Here is a 23,190-nt window from a genome sequence, read left to right as displayed (position 1 = left end):
TGAAGATAACGGTTTTGCTCTGGCCTGCCATGCAGACCCTCCGGCATGCCGGGTAATGGTCACGACATCAGGCGATGCCGCGAATTCTCTGTTCAAAAGAGGCGCGTTTCTCAGCGATACGGCGGGCCGCTGCCGTTCGATTTTCATCTCGGCGCCGCCCTATAGTCGCATCAGCCTCGGCTCTCCACGCATCTAACGAGCGTTTCGCCAGATGAGTGTCTTCGTAAGCGGGGGTGGGAGTGGCGGTAACCTCGAAAAGCTCCGCCTCAAGAATGGTGCGATGAGGTATCGCGCCTGTATCATCCCATTCCTGCTTAGTTACCCGCATTCCGAAGGACATGCCCGTGATGTCACCGCGCTCGACCAGTTCCCATAGATCGTTGCCGTCGGTGGTGTTGGGCACATCGATTTCGACGTGAAGCCCGCGGGCGTCTTCCTTCAGCCTCAGCGTGTTGCTTTTAGTCCGACCCAGCACACGACCTGAATCGTGGTGTAGAAGAGCCAGGATGTCGCCACCGATCGCCCCCGAAAATGCGCCGGGCGCTATCCGCTCGACAAAATAGTCGCCGATGGTCGTGTTGCTGTTCCAGATAACCGCGTACCCGGTCAGCACACGCTTTTTGTCGTCTGCGCGGGTCTCTACGCCGAGAGACCCACTACGTTTTTCAATTTCGGTCATGCTGCAGCATTTTCCTCAACAGAATTGTCGTTGGCAGGTGTTTGAGCGATCGCCGGTTGCGTCCCCAACGGAACGGTGGCGCCCTGAATATGAAGCTGATCCGCCGCCCCACCCTTGGCTGGTAAGTTTTCCAGAGAACGCACTTCATCTGGTGTCCGGATACCGTTTTGGATTGCCACCCCATAACCGTCCATGCGGCTCTTGAAGTCACCACGGAGAAGCCCGTCCAGATTGTGACGGATGTAACGCGTACCACCCGCAACCTCGAATATCTTCAGGTTCATCTCGTCTTCGAGCGCCTTGGCCCATTGCATGATCAGGTGTTTGACGAGATGCAGATCTTGCTGTTCTGCATTCGAAAAGCTCGCATGCGTAAGATCTTGCAGGAATACAGGTGGAAGTTGCCAAGTGCGGGCGATTTCTTCGACCTGAAAGCGGCGGGCGTCGATCATCTGACCCTTGGCAGGATCATAGCCGACCTGGGTCAACTTGTGGCCAGGCGGCATTGGAAAGATCGGCTTTTCGCTCTTTCGGGCTTCGTCAATTGCGCGATGAATATCGCCCATCGCCCGTTGCATGGCCGCCCCGCCTTGCGGCAGAGGACCTTCTAGCGCCAGTGGCGGCACGCCGCCGCCAGCAAAGAAGTTCGACCCGTAGTCATTCATGGCGATAGCAAGCTGAATCGCCTTGGCTGCCTGAGCGATAGGGCCAAAATGGCGAATGCCATCAGCTCGCAACATGAATGGCACGTCTATCACGTCGGCGGCCGGATATTCCTTGTCGCCAAATCTATAGACAACAGCCAGACCTTTTCGCTTCACGGTGGTTTTGGTCGGGTCCATCGGCCACAAAGCCAAAACTTCTTTTCCCGATCGCTCGATCCAAGCCAGACCACGGCCGCCAGTAAAAACCTGCTGCCAAAAGTACTGCCAGAACTTGAAAGCGCCCATATCCGAGTTGGGGGCTGTGTTCACAATGGTCTCAAGCTTACCGCCCAGACGCTTGGAACCGCCTTTGCCATCACGATATGCGTGACGAGGCAACGCGGCCATTGTGCGGGAAAGAAACGAAACCGCAGCAAGAACCGCGGGCACGGTGAAGGCGCTTTCGATCGTGACAGATGGAAGGTTGACCGGTTGAACGCCAAAGTAAGCCAGGAAATTTTCAGCACTCACCGGTACACCAGCGTTTTCAGGGCTGGCGCGTTGCTCAATATCGGCTTCTCGTCGCGAACGCGAGAACCGCGGGAATATCCTCATGAGGCTACTTTCGTTAGAGTAAATTCCGGGTCGTCCCACGGCGACAGCGAGGACGTGACCACGACAGGTGTATCGGCTGCAAAACCCGTAACCATGGCTAGGGCCACGGCAGCATCTATGCGTACCGATGCCTTGGTTTTCACGAACCACCGGTTATCGAGCGGATCGCGATCGAAGGTGGCGCCCATCAGGGCGGTCATGAGAACCGGATTGCGCCGAAGTCTGACGCGACCATCGATAATGGCGTTTTCAAGCTCCGTGACTGAACCCGGCATCCACAAGCCGTGTGGCTCAGGCAGCCCTGCTTCTTTCGCCGCCTCGATCTTTTTATCGCTGGCCTTCGACCGTCGCTTGCCGCCCTGCGGATGCGGGATGTGCTCGATTTCAACGCCTATCGCGTCCAGTTCCTCGCGGAACTTGTCATAGGCGTAGCGGTCATACGCGATGCCCTCGATGTCGAAATCCTGCGACAGTTGCGCGACCCGCTGCGCCACGAAGTCGTAACGAATGCGCTTGCCCGGCGATGCGTTCAGAAACCCCTGCTCCAACCAAACATCGTACGGAGCCTTATCAGCAAGAGCGCGGGCTTTCAGAGTTTCCGCTGGTGTCCAAGCTTCGATCCATGCGTCGAAAGTCGGCAGTTCGATGGTCGATCCGTCTTCCCGTTCCATGGCCTTGGTGCCGGTTTTGACAGCGCAAGCCAAGGCCGTCATATCGCGCGCGGCGGACAAATCGACAGAAAGGAACAGTTGCTTGCCTCGGTGCTCTTCGATGGGGTCGAAGTCGTCCATAACGGCTTCAACGGTCTCGCGTGGCATCCAAGCCTTGTCGGCAGAGGTCCAGACGCAAAAATGCAGCCGAAGAATGCCGTTCAGTTTGCCCGGTATCTGTTTGGCCTGTGCCACAACGCCAGCAAGGTAATCTTCCGTCAGGATCACGCCGAGAAGCGGGTTAGCCTTCTTCCAGCAAGACGGGTCTTCTAGCGGGTCGTCGTCCTTGTCCAGAGCGCAGACATAGGCGAACGCCGTGTCATCGATTACCTCCCCGACATAGGAGAAGTCATCATCTGGCGTTCTTGTACCAGCAACGACGCGAACAGCATGTTCATGCTCTTCCCAGCAAACCGAATTTCGATCACTGCCGCTGTTCGTGATCATCACCAGCAGCGGTTGCTGGCGAAACTTGAAACCACGTTCCAGCATTTCCATGACCGAGCGGTCAGGATGCTCATGCACCTCGTCACAAAGAGCGAAATGTGGTCGCGGACCAGAGCCTGTCTTACCGGCGTCCTTCGAAATCGGCCTGAAGAACGACTTCTTCTCGTGGAAGGCGATATTGAACTCTTTCCCAAGGCCGCCGCTGAATTTCAGGCGATTTACCAGTTTTGGGGCTGACCGAGCCATCTTCACAGCATCTTGAAACAGGATTCCGGCCTGCTCCTTTTTCGCGCCGGCCGCATAAATTTGCGCACCCGCTTCCCCATCAGCCATCAGGCCGCAAAGACCAAGCCCGCCAGCAAACGGCGACTTACCGTTGCCCTTGCCTTCCTCGATGTAGGCGCGGCGGAAGCGGCGCTTTCCTTCCGAGTTGACCCATCCAAATATCGAACCAAGTTTGAAAGCCTGAGAGGCATGCAGCTTGAATGGCTTGCCATCAAACTGACCGTCATTCAGCTTCAGTCGCTCTTCGAAAAACCGCATCACCTTGTGAGCTTTTGCGTCATCCCAGAAAAAGCCGCGCTCATGTGCTTGCGCCAGATCATCGAAATGACGCTGGCAAGCATTGCGAACGTGTGGCCCCGCAATTTCAACACCATCGAGCACGGCACGCGCATAAGAATTTACGCGGTCGAGCGCCGGCGTCTCAGTCATCTACCAAATCGTCCTTTTCCTCGCCGTCATCCGGCATCGAAACCTTTGTCGCATCGGAAGGTGTAGCGCCCATCTGGCCTAGACATTGCCGTAAAAGGTTCAGTGCCTGCACGCCGACCTCCTCATTCGCGATAACGCGTGTTCGGATCGTGGTAGCTATTTCCAAGAGCGACCTATGGGAGCCATTCAGCCAAGGAAGTTCCTTGCAGAACAAACTCCAAACCTTGCTCTGATCGGCGTTCATCCATTTCGGTGCCTTGCCGATATGGGCGTTGACCTTCGGCTCTTTCCGATCCTTGTAGCGCGAGGAATGCGTCACATCGCGCCCCTCAGCCTTTGCTTTGGCGAGGGGATTTCGTGGGTTTGCCATCGAATCCTCATCTCAACTTTTCAAGTGGTTTTGCGTGCGCGTTCGCCCATCGCCGGTTCCCCGCTGTCGATGGCCTGAGAGACCGAGATAGCCCCCGGGGGTGTGTCTTTTCGGCCACATCACCCGATGGGCCACCCTTCGGCGTCGAATCTGATGACAGTCTGACCAAGGTCTTCGCGCTGGGCGTCGCGGTCGTGGTGCTCCTTGCAAAGTGACACGAAAGGTCCGGTCCAGAACTTATGCTCATCGCCCTTATGGCCACCTTCGCTGTGATGCACGATTGTGGCTGACTCTACGATCTCCGATTGAAGGCAGTACTCGCATAAGGGCTGCATTCGAAGCTGCGCTTCGCGAATGCGCTTCCACTTCGCCGACTTGTAATGTCGGCGGTACTTCTTTGCGTCAGCGCTGCGTAGGTCGGTCATGGCGATGCGACAACTGCGAGGCAGCCAGTCACACCACACGCGATGGTAACATCCATACTATGTCCTAATGTTCGTTCTTCAACATTAAAATGGCCGGGCATTTCTGTTGACGAGGGTGACTGCAAAAATCACAATTGGCGATTGATTCCATGCAAAGGGGCCTCAAATGGTCGGGATAGATAGACACACGGGCAAAGTTATCGCTGAGCCAGAACACATCCGCCAAAGTATCGAGGTGATACTAACAACACCTGTCGGCACCCGAGTAATGCGGAGAGAGTTTGGCGTGGAATACCTTGATAAGACAGGTAGGCCCAAGGTGGGGTATCCACAGAAAGTCATAGAGCTTGAAGCTCTGAGGGCGCTTGCGGCTTATGAACCCCGGATTAAAGATGTGGCAGTCGAAGTAACCAACCTTGATCAGAGGCTTCAGTCTATTGTCGTTAACTACACCGAAGTTGCCTCCAATAAAATTGCAAGCGTTGCTGTCGACTATCAAGGATAGTGTCACGTGATTTGCTGGCGGCGTTTCCAGACCTTATTGTTAAAGTCGCCGGGAGCGCCGGGGACAGCGCTCAACCGGCCCGTTGCTTCGATGGGAGGAGAAACCATCTAGGCAACTACAGTGGTGGGAAAGGAGCAAACCACCACTGATCTGAAATAGAAAAAGCCCGGCTTGCGACCGGGCTTTTGAATTGTTTTCTCGTCTCCCTGTTACCCCTTGGGAGCGGGTTTGACTTATACGTCACGCAGCGCGCGACAACTGCCGTTCCAGACGTGCGCGGGCCCGATCGACATTCATGATGGCCTGTCTTGCCTCTTTGCGCTGGCGGCGCTTTATCTTATCCCATGTCTCACGCAATCCGTTGATTGATGCATTAATCAAAGCCTTCCCGGCAGATGATGCCTGCACGCCTTTAAAGCCACGCGCCTCACCGATTTCGGTCAATGTCTTCCCTCCCAGCACAGCGTCTTCGAACGGTGCCAATCCGACGCCCAATGCGGTACGCAATTCCTCCATAACGGGTCGCATATCGATTTTGGCGATCATCACATTCTCATTGAATTTCACGGCGAATGGGCGTGCCTTGACCTTCGTATTGTCATCGGCAACCGCATACTTTTTCGGCGGGTGTGTCCATCCAAGATCCGAGTTGCTGCGCTTCCGCACTTCCTTGTATTCGATCTCGCCACCAGGCACTGTGTTATCTTGCCATCCATTGGCCGCAGCCTCGTCAACATCCTTCTCGCCTTCAAGCTTCAGAGAGCGATATTCCTTCTCCATACTACTGTCATAGCCGTAGTCGAAACCACGTAATGGCTGGCTGGCAATCAAGCTGCAAAGGCCGCGATAGAACTCGACAACCTCTACATCATCATGGCGCTTCTCACGGCGAAGCTGGCGAAGAAGTTCCCATCCCTGAAGGTTGTCATTGGCAGCGGAATCGACAAGTTTAGTGTGGCGCCGGTTGATACGCTCGACTGCCGCAATAATTTGACCGTCTGACACAACCCGCGCATGCTCTGCCATCGCGTGCATCAAGGCCCGCTCTGCTGGTGTGTGTTCCTGCTTCAATTTCCCCTCCGTCCAAGTTTTGGCGACCTTGTAGGTATTCTCTGTCCCTTCGATCCGTTTCATCCAGTCAGCCCGTCGTGGGTCCGTCACTGACGACCGGCGTGTGACCTTGCGCGGCTCGGGCATTGGAAGCCCATGTTCATCCCGAACCAGCGCGCCAGACTGATCGCGCAGCCATCTGGTGCGTGTACGATAGGGATTTTGAACCGGTCCGGCTGGAGCCGCGAAAATGTTGATCGGCGTTGCGGCCCGGTCGAAGATCGCACCTTCTCGGTTTTCCTTGGCGCCGGTTGCTTCCCGGTTGTCCTGAACGGAGTTCCCTGCTCCCGTCTCTCCGCGCTGATATTGTCGCTTGGACGAATGTGCTTGCTTCCCAATAAGGGCGTTTTGCAGGGCGCTTATCCAGTTCACATAACGGTGCGGCTCGATCTCGATCATCATGTCGGTTGTCGGCTGCCGGAGCACAGCGGAGCTCATGCTGCTTCTCCGCCGCGAAGATCCGGGCTCTGCTCATAGAGTTTGGCGCGCGATATGCGCTTCCCGCGGAACGCGCCGTCATTATGTTGCTCAGCTGCGTCCGTCGGCTCAGGAGAATACGACCTGACGCCAACGGGCCGAGGTTCGCGAAATGGCACCTTCAAATCTGCGGCGCGCCAAGCTGCCCGACATGATGCTGTAAGCCGTGCGACCTTATCCTGTAGTTCCTCCAAAACAGACCGCTGGTGCGTGTCGTTGGACTGACGGCGGTAAGCCGCAGAAATTTGATAGATCGCGCCAAGCAACGCCGCAGATACCCAGGCTTTCGATTGCGAGACTTGAGTGTAGACGGGATTAGCCGGAAGCTCTGATAGCGACCATCCTTCTACAAAGGCAAGTTCGGCCAATCGCTGAAACGGGATGGTCGGGCGGTTTTTGTCTGCCGCCCATTTTTCGGCGATCGTATGCAGTTCCAGGCGATCTAACTCTGGAATGCCAAAAAGGGCAGCGTGAATATTCTTCTGCAAATGAGACATGTTTGCTCCTCGTGTTGTGGTGGTGGCTGGTGAGGCCAAATGGTGATGGTGTGGTGGTTCTATAAATGAGGTGTTAATGGGGTGAAAAAGTTTGTCACACGCTGGCACGTTCACGCGTGAGCATATCCGTGAAGACCCACAAGAATAATAAGAAAGAGAGATAAAAAAATATCTCTATCGCATGAACGTGACAAACGTGACAAACTTCGTTTCTTGTCTCATGCTGTCGCATGGAGACAATCCGCGACAACTAAGACTTAGCCGATGACTTTATTGCTTCCCGCATTTCTTTTCGCTCCGCGGCAATCTTCGCTGCAAGGCGCTTGAACCTGTCATGGACAAGCGGATTAACCCGATATTTCGGTGCCCGTTCCGTTCGTCCTAACGGCAAGGGTTCAACCCAGCTGTATGCGTCCAGTTGCTGCATCACACGCTCTAGGTCGAGCACGTCCATCCTACGAAGGACGGCCGTGCCATGACGATTCAGAAGACGAGCCGAAATGACATCGTGCAGCGCTTCATTCGTTAGAATGGAACCAGCCGCGTCGACCATCGCCGCGTGCATGTCAGTCGCGCCGAGAATGTTGAAATGCAGCGCAATCGCGTGCTTTAGAAGGTAGTCGTGCAACAAGGTGTGGGCCTGCGTCGCCGTTTCCAGGTCAACTTCCTTCGGAAGTTCGCCGTCAATATTCTTGATGACGTGCAGTAATACGCATATTCGACCGAACAGTCCGTCGAACTTCCCGATGTGTGTTGCCAGACGCCGGTTGATGCGCTCCCAAAGCTTTTCAAGCTTTCGGTGTTCCCGCGACAACTCATTACGGAAACTCTGCGCACCATCTGAAAAGCGAAAACACCAGCCCGCCGACATTGAAGTCCGAAGATGATATAGCTTTCGGACAAGATGCGCATATACGCTCTCATCAACTCCAGACGGTTCGTCGCGATCGTCACCGCCAGATTCCAGCATGATGCAAAACATGCGCTGAAGCAGACCATCATCGGTCAAATCCTTTGCAATCTTCCGCAACGGATCTGGCTGAATACTGCCCAGCAGGGTGATCGAGATATTAGGAATCCAGATCGAACCTCGCCCAACGCGGTCAACGGAATATGAGCCGCCACCAAATGATTTGAGCCAGAACGCACGATCAGCACCAGAGCCCTTCGAACCGGCATATTTTTCCATGCGCGCGAACCAACCAGATAACTCGTCGTCGATCAGCGCAAGGCCAGCTTCGTTGTTCGACAGCACTTCCCCGACCTTTTCTGGCGAACCATCTTCAATGGAAACGCGCTTGGCGATCGGTTCGGACTTCCCCTTTTTTGATTCCTTGTCGAGCGTCATCCAGTCACGCATTGCTGCTCTATGATCTCGCTGCAAATCCGATTCTATTGCCAGAAGTGGCGCGCTCGCCGCTTTGATCAGCGGTGATTTCCGAGTCGATGGATCGCCGATGACCATTGTCCAGATGCGGGCACTTTCCTTCCAGCTTTCGTGGCGCTTCATTTTAAGGGCAATGTTGTCCGGAATGGCAGCAGCGCAGACCGTAAGGGCCGCCATAGCAAGTCCGCCAGGGTCGACGCCCATTTGTTCTGCGCGAGCGACGGCAAAGCTTTCGATAACTGAGGGAAAGACGCCCATGGGCATAGACGGTGTTTTCGCCTCGGCGAAGACGTCGAGCGGTTCAATGATGGGAGTGGATGCCGTTGCCGGCTGCTCAATGGTTTCGGCGGGTTCCGTTTGCGATTTTCCCGCCCGCGCATTGGCGACCAGCGCCGATGTGTCCATAGGCGGTGTGTTGTCATTGTCGTAATAGGACGGCTCGGGCAGCTGACGCGGCTGCCGCATTCCCGAATCCAGACCGCGCTTGATCTTCAACCGGATTTCTTTTTCGCCGTCCTTGGCGACAACGCCATTCGCAAGCGCTGCGTCGAATAACCCGCGTTCGGCTTCGGTGCGATCAAGCGCGCCTGCTCCGACAAGCTGCCCGAGAGAAAATGCCGAAGCATTTACCTGCTCGCCGCGGCTGCCTTCAGTAGTGCTGGCCAGTTGTGCGAGCTCTGATTCCATTGCTGCCGCGACATAATGATCATGTCCCTCGGCCTGATATGACCAATCCGAAGGAGACACCGTGACCGTCGGTGGCAAGATCAAATCGAGCAGCCATTGCGGAGCGTCGGCAACTACAGGAAGCCCCTCGCCGTCATGGTCAATCCATTCATACACGCGACCGTCCGCCGTGACACTGCCGGCTGCGATGACGAAGCCGCCCTCGCCGCGAATATCGAGGCCCTTGGATAGCGCACCGCGATTGCGGACGCCTTCAACGTGATTGAAATATCGATGCTCACCGCCGCCAGCAGTGCGGACGGCTGCTGTTGGTGGCAGGGGTTCGTTAACCGCTTCCAGCGCGGCCAGTGCCGCTTTTCCGTCAATGAGATTGCCCTCGCTGTCACGATGCATGTCGATATCGAGAACGAAGATGCCGGACCGACTGCCGGTCGGAATACCGACCATAGCGCCGCCGTGACGCTTCTCGTCCCACCACGCACGAACAATACGCTCAGTCAGCGTTGCGCCCTTCAAACCGTTCGATATCAGGGGCGCCTTTGCGGGCAACACCGAGATTTCGCCCGTCGCATTATCGATCACGTCGACATCACCAGCACGGCATGGAAAAACAGGAATGTCGTTCTGAATGTAGGAGAGAGCAACATCCAACATCGGGTCAGATGAAGTGGAATCAGGCTGCTGTGCGACGGTGTTCTGCATTGCTTACGACTGCTTTCCAATAAGGGAGGACAAGTTCTGCGATTTTATCGGCAAGCGGGATCGGCATAGATATCAGTTGCCCCAAATGATCGCGCGGCCCGTAGATGCGATAGCCGTTTCTGGTTTGGACGAGTTTCAGCCGTTGGATCTTCATCCCATTCGGAAACTCCGCATCAAACCACGCCAAAGTATTCCCCGCGCCGGAGCGCGCGGGGGTGAAATTGTGAATACGGATTGTCATGGTCAGGCGGCCTCAGACACCAGATTATATGCGGTGAACTTCAACTTGCCGCTTTTCTTGCGTCGGACACAGGCGCACTTTCCATGAAGCTGGTCGCTATCGTTGATTTCGGAAATGCCGATGGACGCACAGAGTGCCGCAAGCTCAGCCTGTCCGCGGCTCTGCCGATCCATGTCCGGGCTTTCCAGAATAATGTTCATGTGGAATGGCATGCGGGAGCCGCTGGCCTTGCAAAATAACGTAAGGACCAGTTCTTTCCCGATTCTATCGAGCAGCGTCGTTTCGACTTGAAATACAATCTCCTCCCGGCTCGGGTAAGGATTGTCATTCAAGTGATATCCCGGCAGAATGTCCACTGCATGATCCGTCGGATTCACATCATCATTCGCCGACTGCTGCGCGATGTCCAGAAAGCGAGTATCGTCCGCTTCAATCTCTTCGCGGAATACGGTCAATGATCCGTACTTTGTCCCATCCTGCCCAATGACCTGTCCCGAAGGCTCAATTATGCCGACTAGACCATGAAGCTTGTTCCCACCAGGAATTACAGGTTCCATACCATCAACACCGACGCGCCATGCGAGTACGGGAAGATGGTTCCATTCTCGTTTAAAACCATCTTTGACCGGTGCCAGGATCGCGCGATAACCCTTCTCGGCGGGGATAACGGGCATAAGTATACGGGCTATGTCGTGATGATCGATGGTGCCTCGCACTAATTCATCATCGTCCGTTTTGAAAACGAATTCTGTCAGTTCTTCAGTCGGTCGGATTTCTCGGATGAATGCTGTGTTCAGCAGGCGACCATTTTCAATTTCGATAAAGTTCATTTTAGTTCCTCGTGTTCAGTAGGTGGTGTGGTTGGTGATTAGTGAAATCGTGGTGCGCTTGGATCATCGCAGGTGAGTGGCTCACTGTGATGCGGCACGGGGCGCCACTCGGTGCAATATCCTGTTTCTCGGCCTTGCGGATCATGGCTCGTAATTCCCCATGCCTGTTCCAGTTCACCAGCGTTCCAGCGCAGATATGGCGTCGCCACTTCGATGCGGTAGGGAACAAAAGCCAAGGGAAAAGCTTCTGCTTTACTCATAAATTCTCCTTCGTGTTTAGGCGCGCAACTTCCCGCGGCGCGGGCGGCTGCGCATGCGGTTTGGTGTGGTGGTAGTGGGTTAGTGGATGGCCGCCGATATCCCCATGGGATAAGCAGCCACGTCCTCTGCAAACTCCCGTTCTATCTCATACCGGGAAACTTTTGCGAGACGCGCAAGGGCGCCCCGAATATCAAGGTTCTCACCGCGTCGCTCTGCTTCCTGCTGCAATATAGCAACTCCGGCGCAAAGCCCTCGATGGAATTCCTCATTCCCATCGTAATCTGGGAATTCTGCGTTGAAAAGGTCGAGCATGGCTTCACGGGTCATGCGGGACGCTTCGTGGGTCAAGAAATAAGAAACAGATGCGGCGCTGGTCATGCTGCCTCCTGCTTTTCAATGAACGCGAGAAGCTTGGATTTCCGAGCGCACACCAAGTCGCCGACTTTAAATGTCGGCAGCACCCCGGTTTTTGCCAAGTGATAAACAGTCCTCTCTCCGAAGCCTGAGAATGACGCAATTGCTTTCGCTCCGACGAGCATGTCATCGGCCAGATTATCGTTTCCCGCCTTCATGCGGAATCTCCTCGTGTTACCAGCGCGCGCAGAAAGACGCACGTATGGCTTGTTGTGGTTCGGTGGTGGGGAAGCTTGCCGCATGGTTCGGTGGCGGCTTTTAATCGTTGGCCCCGCCTCGTTTACGGCAGTCGGCCCAGCCCCGTAGGGCAGATGGGATTCACCCATCGCAAAAATGATGCGTGTCTCACCGCGATATGTCAACCTGCTTTTTTGACGACGGTTCATTTTCCATGTTACGCGTATTCCGTTAGTCACAAAGCGGAGACATACATGTCCATTAGGGAAAGAACCTGGACGACAAAAGGCGTAGCAAAAACAGCCTGGGTCTGCGATTATGTCGACCAGAAAGGCAAGCGCCATCTGAAAACGTTCAGGACTAAAAAAGAGGCGGAAGCGTTCGACTCTCAATCGCACATAGAAGTCATGGGGCGCGTTCACGTAGCCGATGCGGACACCGTGACTGTTAAGAAGGCCGCCGAATTCTGGCTGTCCGAATGCGACGGCGCTCTGGAGCGGTCGACAGTTGATCAGTACAAGCAGCACGTCGAGCTTCACATCAATCCATTCATCGGTAAAAAGCGATTGAACGAGATATCCGTACCGGAAATTCGCAACTTCCTCGATGCGCTCAAGACTGAAGGCAGATCTGCAGCGATGGTACGCGCCGTCCGTGTCAGTCTGGGTTCGCTCCTCTCCGACGCTCAGGAGCGCGGTCTGGTCGTCCGGAATGCCGTGAAGGACATGGGCCGAGCGAAAGGACGAAAGAGAGCAGAAGCACGTCACCACAGCCCCGTCGAAGTTGGAACCGATATTCCGACGCCCGCCGAGATAAAGGCGATCCTTGCGGCAGCTACGGGTAAATCTCGCATATTCATTCTGACCGCGTGCATGACTGGTATGCGAGCTTCCGAATTGCGAGGCTTGCGATGGCAAGATGTCAGTCTGGATCGCGCGGAAATCACGATTCGGCAACGCGCCGATGCCTATCAAGAAATAGGCTCCCCGAAGTCGAAAAAAGGAAGACGAACGATCCCTCTTCCCGGCCCGCTGGTCGATGCTTTGAAAGCATGGAAAGACGAATGCCCAAAGGGAACACTCGGGCTTGTATTCCCGACGGGAACGGGAGCTATTGAATATCATAGCAACATAGTTCACCGATGGTATCAGCCCGCACAGGTAGCGGCTGGCGTCGTCGTCAAAACTGGCAAGATGGATAAGGACGGGAACGCCGAACTTGCGGCTAAATACACCGGCCTTCATGCCCTTCGGCATTTCTATGCGTCGTGGTGTATCAATCGGCCAATCGACGGTGGATTGGGCCTGCCAGCGAAGGTCGTTCAGGAGCGTCTTGGACATTCTTCGATTACCGTTACATTGGACACGTATTCGCATCTTTTCGAACGGGGAGATGACGGCTCACTGATGGATAAAGCGGCGTCGGTGTTTTTGTAGCGCGACATGGGCGCAACAAATTCGAATTTAGCTAACGTTTTCAACCTCTGTTTGAAGACTCTGACTCCGTTAGTCTTGGTTCGAATCCAGGTTCCCCAGCCAATATTTTCTTCAAGAAAATCAATCTGATAGACCACAACTCACGCCGCTTTTTGGCCGGTCAGTTGTTGCATCTTGTCGCGATAAGAATCCCAGAACTTGCAGCCGGTTACGCTCTATCGCGGAAAATCCACGCGATCTGGAAAGCAACAGGCTTGACTCTTTTATAAGACGTGAACAAAATAAGAACATCGATGGCGAGAGCCAATAGATTCCAATATGTTTAGGAATGATGATGTCTGCTTATAAGGAGCACGGCAAATGAACGCGCTTGTACAAAAACAGGGCTATGAGGACGAGATAGACCTCGTTCTCGCCCACCATAACGGCGACGTGCGAGCCGCTATCGAAGCCTTGCTGAAAGACCGCGATTTTCTCATAAAGGAAATCGAATATGCCAGCCTTGCAATGTCGATGGGCTTTGCTCGCGGCTGGAAGCCGACCGTGTTTACAAAGTGAGATTGTGTGACGGGACGTCCAAAACGCTGGTCTGCGTTTTGATAACCATGTGACAGCTGCTATTCTTCAAGCGACCGCTTGAATTTGATCGCGATCAATGCCCATTCCAACCTGCTCTGCGAAGCTCAGCCTCAGCAAAGGAAGGAGACATCATGTCGAACACGCCCCACACGCTCGGAGAGGAATTCCCCGGACAGATTGAAGCTATTCACGCTCTGAAGGCGAAGGACGTCCGATTTGCGCGCGTTCTGGAAGAATATGACTCGATCAATGATCGTATCCATCTGGCTGAAACCAAGATCACACCTTTGAGCCAGGAAGAAGAAACGCTTTTGCGCAAGCAGCGTCTGGCGCTGAAAGATACAATCGCAGAAGCGCTGGCCTCCGCATAAACTGCAGCGATGATGCGCCCATGATAAAACCGGCGAGTGAGGGAGATATAGGTCTCCCTCACTCGCCGGACGCCCCCGCGTCGACTGGCAAACCACGCAAAGGTGAACCTCACTGCATCGGATCAAGCGCGTCGTCGCGTCTCGCCGAACAGTTGAGGTTCTAAAAGATTATCCGCCGAACGAGCTGCGGATACCCGAGATGCCACGCCCATTCGAGCGAGTCGGTCCCGTCGCGACGATCGTCGCATTTGCGTCAGGTTTCGAGAGTGTTGCCTCAGCGGTTGCCTTGGTCATCACCGGCGCTGATGCCAGAGCCCCTGTCACGAAAATAGCCGATGCCGCGGCTGCAATAAGAATGAACTTCATTTTACCCTCCAGACTGGCGGGCACGCATGCGCGCGCAGCCAACATTATGACGTGATGTCAGGAGGAAATTATCGCCCGCAGCTAGCGCAGAACAATACGGCAGATGTCGTATATCGTGACCGTTTCCCTGATCAGAGTATGATCGGTGAGCTTGAGAACTTACACAAAATCCAGATGAACTTCAGTTTTGCCTGAGGCTAAAGCGTGTCGCGTTCAATCATATTCACGCGACACGCTTTAAGCTTTTATTTTTACGCATGTCTTGATCCCGAAACCGGTTTCCACTTTCGGGAGACATGCTTTAGCACTCGAATATCGAAGGGTCGGGTGGTTCTATCCACCCGCATTGCGGCATTGCTATCAATACTTTACGCGCCAAAATTCCTGATCGATCCGGACTGCACACCCCCACCGAAAATTCGGCAATCATAAGTTGTTTTATTATACGAAGTATCAAATGCAGTGCAGTTCATATTATTCATTACTTAACAATGCCGCTTTTCCGCCGCACAGATGGTATAGCTATTTGACAATCTGAAAAAAAATGAAAATAAAATATGCGAAGCATCTGTCGGCCCTTGACGAATTCCATAGCCAAGCGTCTATTATGCTATTGTTTTCATTCACTATAAGTCCAGGCTAAAGATCATAGGGGCGAATTTTGTCAAATCTGATAAAATTCGAATATGTTCGCAGTATTCACGCTGATTTAGGTAATTTGCTTTATTGACCGGCTATCTCAGGGAGAAACGCAATGAACCTTAGTCGTCTTTTTGTCTGCCTGGTCGTTTTTGCGACCGCCGTTTCCGGCGCATTCGCCGGCTCGCTGCCCAAGCCGCAGGACAAGCCTATCCTGACTATATCGGGCAACATCCAGAACAAGAATAATGGAGACACCGCGCAGTTCGACCGCGCAGGTCTGGAAGCCCTCGGTCTCAAGACCGTGGAAACCGCCAATCCGTGGTATGACGGAAAGGTTCGGTTCGAGGGTGTCTCTATCGATCAGTTGATGAAGCTGGTCGGCGCTGAGGGCAAAACCGTCACCGCCGTCGCGCTGAACGACTATGTAACCACAATTCCGCTCGATGATTTCAAGAAATTCAACGTCATCCTTGCTTTAAAGCGGGACGGAAAGTACATGGCCGTACGGGACAAAGGACCGTTGTTTATTATCTACCCGTATGACAGCGACCCTCAACTCCAGAATCAAACTTATTACACGCGCTCCGCCTGGCAGGTCGCCAAGCTGATCGTCGAATAGAGGCCGAGCTTGAGACGCATACTGGGTGTCATTATCTGCTGCTTTGTGGTGGCAACGGGCTATATCGCCTATGTCATCGCAGAGCGTCAGACGGCTTTGCAAAAATTTTCCCGCTATAATGACTCCTGGTCCATCGGACAGACCGTGTCCGAATATTTGCGGCTTGAGCACCGGCTGAGTGCTCTGGCGCTTGGGCTACCCGATGTTGATCGCGATGAAGTCCGGCTACGGCTGGACTTTATGGTCGGACGCCTTGAAATGCTGCAACAGGGCAACCTGCGCTCATTCATTCAGGACGATCCGGGACGCCGCCAGCTTTATATGAAGCTGAGCGACATCATCCACCAGCTCGATATCAATCTCGATACGATGAGCCCGGAAGACATGAAATCCATGCTCGTCGCGATGAGCGAGCTGGATGCGCCCCTCACGTCACTCGCTTCCACATCGGTGGAGCACGATGTCGACCTGATCGATGCCGCGCAAAGCGACGTCAAGCAGTTGCATTTCATCTATACGGCACTGGCTGCGGGCCTTATTCTCTGCGGTGTCGTTCTGGTCATCCTGCTTATTCGTCATAACAATCTTCTGGACCGCGCCCATGGCCGCATGCAGCGCCTGACCGCTGACTTGCGCGAGGCCACGGCAGAACTGCAATCACAGAATTTTCGTCTCGAACATGATGCGCATCACGACGCACTGACTGGCCTTCCGAACCGTGTCCTGTTCCGTCAGGATCTGGAAACACGGCTGACGGCAGCGCTTTCCGGCGGGCCTTCAGCCGTTATCCTTCTGCTCGACCTCGACGGTTTCAAGGATGTAAACGACACACTTGGACACGACGTCGGCGATATATTGCTGCAAGCCGTTTCGCGGCGGCTGACGCGGCTGAGCCGGAAGGGCGATATTGTCTGTCGTCTTGGCGGCGACGAATTTGCCGTGCTGTCGACCGGCATGACAGAGGAAGATTCGCTTGAATTCGCAGATCGTCTGATGGACGAGATCAGCCGCCCTTACCGGGTCGGAGAGCTGGAAATCAAGATCGGAACCTGCGTCGGCGTGGCCATATCGGAAGGCGAGCCGGACACGGAAGAAATGTTCAAACATGCCGATCTGGCGCTCTATGAAGCCAAGGCCGTTGGCCATGGTCATGTCAGCGTCTTCAAATCGGACATGCTGACGCGCCTGCGCGAAAAGAAGTCGTTCGAAGCGGATTTGCAGACCGCGCTTCAGAACAACGAAATGGAAGTTTATTACCAGCCGCAGGCAACCACGGACACGCGGGAAATCTGCGGCTATGAAGCGCTGCTGCGCTGGACGCACCCGGTGCGCGGCTCGGTCTCTCCAATGGAGTTCATTCCCGTGGCCGAGAAGATCGGCACCATCATGCCGCTTGGTGAGTGGGTGCTGAAGACGGCCTGTCAGGAAGCGACGCGCTGGAACAAGCCGCTGAAGATTGCCGTCAACCTTTCTCCGGTACAGTTCCGAGACAAGGATCTTGTCCAGACCGTCATGGCGGCGCTGGAGGAAACCGGCCTCGATCCGCGCAGGCTGGAGCTTGAAATTACCGAATCCGTCCTGCTCGACAAGAACGAGCAGACACTGGAAACCCTGCGCGGTCTGAAAGCGCTTGGCATTCAGATCGCCATGGATGATTTCGGCACAGGTTATTCATCGCTCGGCAGCCTGAGCGGCTTCCCCTTCGACAAGATCAAGATCGACCGCTCGTTTGTCCGCGATGTCACGACGCGCAGCGATGCACTTGCCATTGTCGAGCTTGTCACCGGTGTTGGCCGCAGCCTGCGGATGATCACCATCGCCGAGGGCATCGAGACGGAAGAGCAATATGAATGCCTTAAGGGGCTTGGCTGTGATCAGGTGCAGGGTTACCTGATCGGCAGACCGATGCCTGCAACAGAACTCGCTTATCTGCATACCAAAAAAGGGCGCGGAAGGACTGTTTCCGGACGCAGCTAACTGCTACCACTCATTATGTGGCAGCAATTAATGTGGTGCGAAAGTGTTGAATGTACATGGGGTCGTCGTACCCATCGAGCCGGGCGAAGTTTCGCCCGTCATCTGGCAGGCGCTGAGCAGCGGCAGCTATGAAGCCAAGGAAGCTCGCTCAATCAAAAAGGCCGTGAAGGCCAGCGACCGCGTTCTGGAGCTGGGATCCGGCATTGGCATCATCACCTCCCTGATTGCACGGATCGACGATGTGGCCGTCTGGGCCTTCGAAGCCAATCCGGCAACCGCCTCGCTTGCGCGGCGCGTGCTCGAAGCCAACGGCCATGACAATGTGGTCCTGTCGCAAGGCATTTTGAGCGCCGGCGAAACCGGCACCTTCCGCTTTTATGTGCGCAAGGATCTCTGGATGTCGTCTATGGACGAAAATCAGGGGCCCTACGAAAGCACGATTTCCATCACCTCGACCAATATCGACCAGTTCATCGCCAGCCATGGCATCAATGTACTGGTGATGGATATTGAAGGCGCGGAGCGCGATTTGCTCAAACTGGCCGAGCTGCCGGGTGTCGAGCGCATTTTCCTGGAGCTGCACGACCATCTTTACGGTCTGGCTGGCATTCGCGATATCACCCATGCGCTGGCCGAAAAGGGCTTTGCCTATGATCCGCGCGGCTCGCACGGCCCTTGCGTGCTGTTCGCCAAGGATGACGGTGCCCGCGAATATGAACCGGAACCCGATGCGCCTTTGATGTAAGGCCCGTTCACTTCAACGAAAACAGCCCCGGTTTGGATCGAACCGGGGCTGTTGTCATTTTATCGCTGATGATTGCGATCAGAAATCGCGCAGCTTGCGTGCCGTGTCCTGCAACAGCGTGAACGCCTCGAAACGGCGATCATGCCATTTTACCCGGTCGGAATCGGGATGGTTGACCTCGCCCAGTTCGGACATGGCTTCCATCGCCGTCGCGAGGTCCGGATAGGCGCCGCCCGCAACGGCTCCAAGCATGGCTGAGCCGAGCAGAACCGGTTCCGGCGAGGTGGAAGCCGCAATGACGAGACCCGTCGTATCGGCCAGCACCTGACGCACGAGATGCGAACGCGCCGCACCGCCGCTGACAACAATGGTATCCGTCGCAATACCCTTGGCCTTTTGCGCTTCGACGATCTGGCGCGCACCATAGCCAAGCCCGCAAAGACCGGCCAGATAAAGCGCTGTCAGGCTGTCGATGCCCGCATCCAGATCAAGACCGGCAATGACGGCCCGGGCATCCGGGTCCGCGAAAGGTGCACGATTGCCGAGAAACTCTGGCACGACATGAATGTCACCGATGATCTCAGCCGTCTTTGCCGCACCGCCGCGGGTTTCCACTTCGGAAGCAAGACGGTCTGCAAGACCCTTGCCTTCAGCCGCAGCCTGCTTTTCCGCCTCGGCGGCAAAGGGATGCATATGGATGAGGTGATCGATAGCTGCACCTGCTGCCGACTGACCGCCCTCATTGAGCCAGAGTCCCGGCACCATGGCCGAATAATACGGACCCCAGACGCCGTCCACGAAAACCGGCTGTGCGGTCGTGGTCATGGTGCAGGCCGACGTGCCGAACACATAGGCCATGCGCGACAACACCTTGCCCGCATCGCCGCGTGCGCCGACGGTGCCAATACCGCCCGCATGAGCGTCGATCAGACCGGCGGCAATCGCGATCCCCGGCTTGAGGCCAAGCTCCGCTGCGGCCTGTTCGCTCAGAACACCGAGCTTCTCGCCGCCAGCGCGAACTTCCGTGCCGATTCGCACAAAACCCTCATCGGCCAGTTCGCCGAGGCCGACTTCGCGGAAATAGGCGTCGTCCCAGCGATTTTCATGGCTGAGATAGGTCCATTTGCAGGTGACTGTGCAGGCCGAACGCGCAAGGCTGCCGCACGACTTCCAGGTGAGAAAATCGGTGAGGTCGAAAAACTGCCAGGCGGCAGCAAAACTTTCCGGCTTGTTTTCCTTCAGCCAGAGGAGCTTTGGCGTTTCCATTTCCGGCGAAATGGTGCCACCGACATAATCCAGCACCTTGGCCTTGGTCGCATTGATGCGCTCGGCCTGTTCGACCGCGCGATGATCCATCCAGACAATGATGTCGCGGGCCGGATCATTCGACGGGCCAACGGCGAGCGGCTTGCCGCCCTCGCCCAGTACCACGAGCGAGCAGGTCGCGTCATAGCCGATACCGGCAACGCTGGCTGGATCAATCCCGGCGGTCTTAACCGCCTCACGCACGCTTTCGCAGACGGCCTGCCAGATATTGGCGCTCGACTGTTCAACAATGCTGCCGGCCTCGCGCCACATCGTAATGTCGCGCTTGGCCGAAGCCAGCATTGTACCCCTGGCGTCGAACACGCCAGCCCGGGCGCTCCCAGTGCCGACATCGACGCCCAAATAATAATAAGTCATGGTCTCCGACCCGTTCTTGAAGGAATTACAGATCGAGGCTCTGCGGCACGATGACGAGATCGCGAATGGTGATGTTGCGCGGGCGCGTCAGCATGAACATCACCGATTCAGCCACTTCCTTCGGCTCCATCAGGCTGCCATTGGCCAGCGCTTCTTCGAGCTTTGCCTTCGGCCAGTCGCTGATCAGCGCGGTCACGACCGGGCCGGGCAGGACACCGCCGACGCGAATGCCATGCGGCGCAACCTGACGGCGAACCGTATGCACGAAAGCCTGCACGGCATGTTTGGAGGCCGTGTAGATCGGCTCCCAGATCACTGGCACAACACCGGCCACCGAGCTGGTCATGATGATGTCACCCGTCTTGCGCTCCATCATATGCGGCAGCACGGCATGAACCGTGCGGAACGCCGCATTGATGTTGAGGTTCAACATGCGGTCCCAGGCGTCCGGATTGCCTTCCCAGAGCGGTCCGCCGATATAAGCGCCCGCATTGGCGTGGAACACGTCGAGTTGACCGGCCTGTTCGAGAATCTGCGGCACCATGGTGGCAACCGATTCCGGGCTGAGCAGATCGATGACCAGCGGCTTTGCCTTTTCGCCAAGCTCTGCACATTTTTCCTTCAGTGCCTTCTCGTCACGATCGACGAGAAACACAGTCATGCCTGCTTCGATCATATGCTTTGCGCATTCAAAGCCGATGCCGGAAGCCGCGCCGGTCACCGCTGCAACTTGTCCTTTGAGATCCTGGGCCATTTGGAGAATCCTTCTATTTGTTAGGCGCGACCGTGCGACTGGCGCGAGCGGCGTGCGAGAGAATCGACAATCACGGCAATTGCCAGCACGGCACCGGTGATCATATAGCGAAGCGACGACGACAGATCGAGCAAGGTCAGACCGCTGGCAATCGACTGGATGACGATGATGCCGAGCAGGGCCGACCAGGCGCTGCCGCGACCGCCGAACAGGCTTGTGCCGCCAATAACCGCTGCCGCAATGGCGTTGAGGTTGACGTCGCCCGTACCGGCCTGCTGGCTGGATGATGCCAGACGCGACGCGGCCAGAATGCCGCCCGCTGCAGCCAATACCGAACAGGTGACGAAGGCAGAGATATAGATGAAGGTGACGTTGATACCGGCACGGCGCGCGGCTTCACGATTGCCGCCGACGGCCTGCATGGCGCGGCCCCAGCGGGTGCGGGTCAGCGCATAGTTCATGGCAACCACCAGCGCTACGAACAGACCGAACATCCACGGCACGCCACGCGACTGGTTGAGATAGAACACGGCACCACCGACGATGAGCGTGATGACGATGGCCTTCAACGCGATACCGGCGACGGACGGTGCCGAAAGCCCCGCTTCACGACGACGCTGCGCCGAGCGGAAACCCGTGAAGAAGATCGCGAGACCTGCAATCAGCGCCAGCGCATAGGAGAGTGGGCGCGGCATCACCAGAAGCTGGCCGAAGCTGACAAGCCAGGAGCCGTAAGGCAGGTTGATCGAGCCGGTATTGCCGAGGAGATAGAGCTGCAAACCGAGTGCTGCGAGCAGGCCCGCCAGCGTCGACACGAAGCTTGGCATGCTGAAGCGGTTATAAAGGAATGCATAGAGCAGGCCGATCAGCGCGCCCGCGCAAAGGGCGGCGACAATCGCCAGCGCCACCGGCCAGCCATTATTGACCCACAACACGCCGACGATGGCCGAGGCAAGACCGCTGACGGAACCGACCGACAGATCAATTTCGCCGAGCATCAGAATGCACACGATGCCGAGCGAAATGACGCCGATGGTCGAGCAATCGAACAGCAGGTTCACAAGGTTGTTGCTCGACAGGAAAACCGGGTTCAGCGTCTGGAACACGGTCCAGATGATGACGAGGCCGACAATAACCGGCAGCGAGCCGAGATCGCCGGAGCGGACGCGGTCGAAAAAGCTGCGCAGCGCGCCCGAAACGCCTTCATCATGACGCACGCGGGCATCCTGCCGGTCGAGGGGGGTATTTCCGGTTGTCTGGTTCATTATGCTTCTCCCCGGTCATGGGCGTCATCGTGCTGTGCCTGACGTCGTTCGGCACGGCGGGAAACGGAATTGCTGGTTGCGCCGGTGATGGCGGCAACCAGTTCCTCGTTCGATGAATCCGGATAGAAAACACCGTTATTGCGACCGAGACGCAGCACCACGATGCGGTCTGCGACAGCGCGCACATCTTCCATATTATGGCTGATCATCAGCACGCCCAGACCGCGATCGCGCACGCGCTCGATCAGATCAAGCACTTCCGCCGTCTGCGCGACGCCAAGTGCGGCGGTCGGTTCGTCGAGCATGATGAGCTTTGGGTCGAGCAGCAGCGAGCGCGAGATCGCGACGGTCTGCCGCTGGCCGCCCGAAAGCGAAGCAACCGGCTCGCGGACGCTCGGGATGCGGGCAGAAAGCTCGTTCAAAAGCTTCCAAGCCTTGATTTCCATCGACACTTCATCGAGGCGGTAGGGGCTAAGCTCCCGGCCAAGAAAAATATTGGCCACGACATCGAGATTTTCGCACAGCGCCAGATCCTGAAAGACCGTCGCTATGCCAAGGTCGAGCGCAACGCCCGGCGAGGACAGCACAACCTTCTCGCCATTGAATTCTATCGTACCCGAACTCGGCTGGTGCACACCGGCAAGCGTCTTGATGAGCGTGGATTTTCCGGCGCCATTGTCGCCAACCAGCGCCACCACTTCACCCGGATAGACTTCCAGATCGATATCGGTCAGCGCAGAAACCGCGCCGAAATTCTTGGAAATGCCGCTGAGGCGCAGCACGGGCTGCGACGATGACGTCGCCGCTTTGTTTTCCTGGGACATTGTTCACTTTCCCCGACATATCGCACGATATGCCTTT

General features: G+C 55.9%; 25 protein-coding genes. 7 read left to right on the top strand and 18 right to left on the bottom strand.

Annotated elements, in window-relative coordinates:
- Positions 1 to 67: 67 nt before the first annotated feature.
- From FGI60_RS00525 to FGI60_RS00505, 5 genes are all read right to left on the bottom strand, one after another.
- Positions 68 to 679 (bottom strand): HK97 family phage prohead protease, encoded by a 612-nt coding sequence (locus tag FGI60_RS00525; RefSeq protein ID WP_138783476.1) that lies wholly within the window; start codon positions 677 to 679, stop codon positions 68 to 70.
- Positions 676 to 1,938 (bottom strand): phage portal protein, encoded by a 1,263-nt coding sequence (locus FGI60_RS00520; RefSeq protein ID WP_138783475.1) that lies wholly within the window; start codon positions 1,936 to 1,938, stop codon positions 676 to 678. Before FGI60_RS00520 ends, FGI60_RS00525 begins: the two co-directional genes overlap by 4 nt.
- Positions 1,935 to 3,809, bottom strand: a complete 1,875-nt coding sequence (locus tag FGI60_RS00515) for a terminase large subunit (protein ID WP_138783474.1) — start codon at positions 3,807 to 3,809, stop codon at positions 1,935 to 1,937. The genes FGI60_RS00520 and FGI60_RS00515 overlap by 4 nt, the downstream gene beginning before the upstream one ends.
- A complete protein-coding gene (locus tag FGI60_RS00510; protein ID WP_138783473.1) occupies positions 3,802 to 4,179 on the bottom strand; it encodes a hypothetical protein in 378 nt (125 codons plus the stop codon). The genes FGI60_RS00515 and FGI60_RS00510 overlap by 8 nt, the downstream gene beginning before the upstream one ends.
- Before the next feature lie 119 nt (positions 4,180 to 4,298).
- Entirely contained in the window at positions 4,299 to 4,604 is a 306-nt protein-coding gene (locus FGI60_RS00505) for an HNH endonuclease (protein ID WP_138783472.1), read from the bottom strand.
- A 166-nt stretch (positions 4,605 to 4,770) separates the two neighbouring features.
- On the opposite strand from FGI60_RS00505, the gene FGI60_RS00500 reads away from it, so the two are divergent.
- Entirely contained in the window at positions 4,771 to 5,109 is a 339-nt protein-coding gene (locus FGI60_RS00500; protein WP_138783471.1) for a GPW/gp25 family protein, read from the top strand.
- A gap of 240 nt (positions 5,110 to 5,349) precedes the next feature.
- Here FGI60_RS00500 and FGI60_RS00495 read toward each other — a convergent pair whose 3' ends face one another.
- The 8 genes from FGI60_RS00495 to FGI60_RS00460 form a co-directional block, all read right to left on the bottom strand.
- Positions 5,350 to 6,657 carry a hypothetical protein gene (locus tag FGI60_RS00495; protein WP_138783470.1) on the bottom strand — a complete coding sequence of 436 codons (1,308 nt, stop codon included), beginning with the start codon at positions 6,655 to 6,657 and terminating at the stop codon, positions 5,350 to 5,352.
- A complete protein-coding gene (locus FGI60_RS00490) occupies positions 6,654 to 7,193 on the bottom strand; it encodes a hypothetical protein (RefSeq protein WP_138783469.1) in 540 nt (179 codons plus the stop codon). Before FGI60_RS00490 ends, FGI60_RS00495 begins: the two co-directional genes overlap by 4 nt.
- Before the next feature lie 250 nt (positions 7,194 to 7,443).
- Positions 7,444 to 9,969, bottom strand: coding sequence for a DUF3987 domain-containing protein (locus tag FGI60_RS00485; protein ID WP_138783468.1), 2,526 nt, complete (start codon positions 9,967 to 9,969; stop codon positions 7,444 to 7,446).
- Complete coding sequence (locus FGI60_RS00480) at positions 9,941 to 10,210, bottom strand: hypothetical protein (RefSeq protein ID WP_138783467.1); 270 nt, start codon at positions 10,208 to 10,210, stop codon at positions 9,941 to 9,943. The genes FGI60_RS00485 and FGI60_RS00480 overlap by 29 nt, the downstream gene beginning before the upstream one ends.
- A gap of 2 nt (positions 10,211 to 10,212) precedes the next feature.
- Complete coding sequence (locus tag FGI60_RS00475) at positions 10,213 to 11,040, bottom strand: hypothetical protein (RefSeq protein WP_138783466.1); 828 nt, start codon at positions 11,038 to 11,040, stop codon at positions 10,213 to 10,215.
- Between the two features lie 38 nt (positions 11,041 to 11,078).
- On the bottom strand, positions 11,079 to 11,300 hold the full coding sequence (locus tag FGI60_RS00470) for a hypothetical protein (RefSeq protein ID WP_138783465.1): 222 nt from the start codon (positions 11,298 to 11,300) through the stop codon (positions 11,079 to 11,081).
- Between the two features lie 79 nt (positions 11,301 to 11,379).
- Entirely contained in the window at positions 11,380 to 11,679 is a 300-nt protein-coding gene (locus tag FGI60_RS00465) for a hypothetical protein (protein WP_138783464.1), read from the bottom strand.
- Positions 11,676 to 11,873: a MerR family transcriptional regulator gene (locus tag FGI60_RS00460; RefSeq protein WP_124915916.1), complete on the bottom strand. Its 198-nt coding sequence runs from the start codon at positions 11,871 to 11,873 to the stop codon at positions 11,676 to 11,678. The genes FGI60_RS00465 and FGI60_RS00460 overlap by 4 nt, the downstream gene beginning before the upstream one ends.
- 273 nt (positions 11,874 to 12,146) lie before the next feature.
- Between FGI60_RS00460 and FGI60_RS00455 the strand changes: the two genes are divergently transcribed.
- The 3 genes from FGI60_RS00455 to FGI60_RS00445 all read left to right on the top strand — a co-directional run bounded on the left by FGI60_RS00455 (position 12,147) and on the right by FGI60_RS00445 (position 14,278).
- Positions 12,147 to 13,328 carry a tyrosine-type recombinase/integrase gene (locus tag FGI60_RS00455; RefSeq protein ID WP_138783463.1) on the top strand — a complete coding sequence of 394 codons (1,182 nt, stop codon included), beginning with the start codon at positions 12,147 to 12,149 and terminating at the stop codon, positions 13,326 to 13,328.
- A gap of 360 nt (positions 13,329 to 13,688) precedes the next feature.
- Positions 13,689 to 13,886 carry a CUE domain-containing protein gene (locus FGI60_RS00450; protein WP_138783462.1) on the top strand — a complete coding sequence of 66 codons (198 nt, stop codon included), beginning with the start codon at positions 13,689 to 13,691 and terminating at the stop codon, positions 13,884 to 13,886.
- A gap of 152 nt (positions 13,887 to 14,038) precedes the next feature.
- A complete protein-coding gene (locus FGI60_RS00445; protein ID WP_138783461.1) occupies positions 14,039 to 14,278 on the top strand; it encodes a YdcH family protein in 240 nt (79 codons plus the stop codon).
- Between the two features lie 168 nt (positions 14,279 to 14,446).
- Here FGI60_RS00445 and FGI60_RS00440 read toward each other — a convergent pair whose 3' ends face one another.
- A complete protein-coding gene (locus tag FGI60_RS00440; protein WP_138783460.1) occupies positions 14,447 to 14,644 on the bottom strand; it encodes a hypothetical protein in 198 nt (65 codons plus the stop codon).
- A gap of 754 nt (positions 14,645 to 15,398) precedes the next feature.
- Here FGI60_RS00440 and FGI60_RS00435 point away from each other — a divergent pair.
- Genes FGI60_RS00435 through FGI60_RS00425 form a run of 3 tightly spaced genes read left to right on the top strand, consistent with a single transcriptional unit; the run spans position 15,399 to position 18,627 of the window.
- Positions 15,399 to 15,905 carry an oxidoreductase gene (locus FGI60_RS00435; protein WP_138783459.1) on the top strand — a complete coding sequence of 169 codons (507 nt, stop codon included), beginning with the start codon at positions 15,399 to 15,401 and terminating at the stop codon, positions 15,903 to 15,905.
- A 9-nt stretch (positions 15,906 to 15,914) separates the two neighbouring features.
- Positions 15,915 to 17,882 (top strand): putative bifunctional diguanylate cyclase/phosphodiesterase, encoded by a 1,968-nt coding sequence (locus tag FGI60_RS00430; protein WP_138783458.1) that lies wholly within the window; start codon positions 15,915 to 15,917, stop codon positions 17,880 to 17,882.
- 43 nt (positions 17,883 to 17,925) lie between these two features.
- Positions 17,926 to 18,627 (top strand): FkbM family methyltransferase, encoded by a 702-nt coding sequence (locus FGI60_RS00425; RefSeq protein WP_138783457.1) that lies wholly within the window; start codon positions 17,926 to 17,928, stop codon positions 18,625 to 18,627.
- A 78-nt stretch (positions 18,628 to 18,705) separates the two neighbouring features.
- On the opposite strand, the gene FGI60_RS00420 is transcribed toward FGI60_RS00425, so the two are convergent.
- The 4 genes from FGI60_RS00420 to FGI60_RS00405 are packed head-to-tail and all read right to left on the bottom strand — an operon-like array spanning position 18,706 to position 23,153.
- Positions 18,706 to 20,310: an FGGY-family carbohydrate kinase gene (locus tag FGI60_RS00420; protein WP_138783456.1), complete on the bottom strand. Its 1,605-nt coding sequence runs from the start codon at positions 20,308 to 20,310 to the stop codon at positions 18,706 to 18,708.
- Between the two features lie 25 nt (positions 20,311 to 20,335).
- Positions 20,336 to 21,064, bottom strand: a complete 729-nt coding sequence (locus FGI60_RS00415) for an SDR family oxidoreductase (protein WP_138783455.1) — start codon at positions 21,062 to 21,064, stop codon at positions 20,336 to 20,338.
- A gap of 20 nt (positions 21,065 to 21,084) precedes the next feature.
- Positions 21,085 to 22,329 (bottom strand): sugar ABC transporter permease, encoded by a 1,245-nt coding sequence (locus FGI60_RS00410; protein ID WP_138783454.1) that lies wholly within the window; start codon positions 22,327 to 22,329, stop codon positions 21,085 to 21,087.
- Positions 22,329 to 23,153, bottom strand: a complete 825-nt coding sequence (locus FGI60_RS00405; RefSeq protein WP_138783453.1) for an ATP-binding cassette domain-containing protein — start codon at positions 23,151 to 23,153, stop codon at positions 22,329 to 22,331. The genes FGI60_RS00410 and FGI60_RS00405 overlap by 1 nt, the downstream gene beginning before the upstream one ends.
- Positions 23,154 to 23,190: the final 37 nt, after the last annotated feature.

Origin of the sequence: Brucella haematophila (assembly GCF_005938105.1) — a bacterium.
In the GTDB taxonomy this organism is placed as follows: Bacteria; Pseudomonadota; Alphaproteobacteria; order Rhizobiales; family Rhizobiaceae; genus Brucella; species Brucella haematophila.
This window is presented reverse-complemented; position numbering and strand designations above follow the sequence as displayed.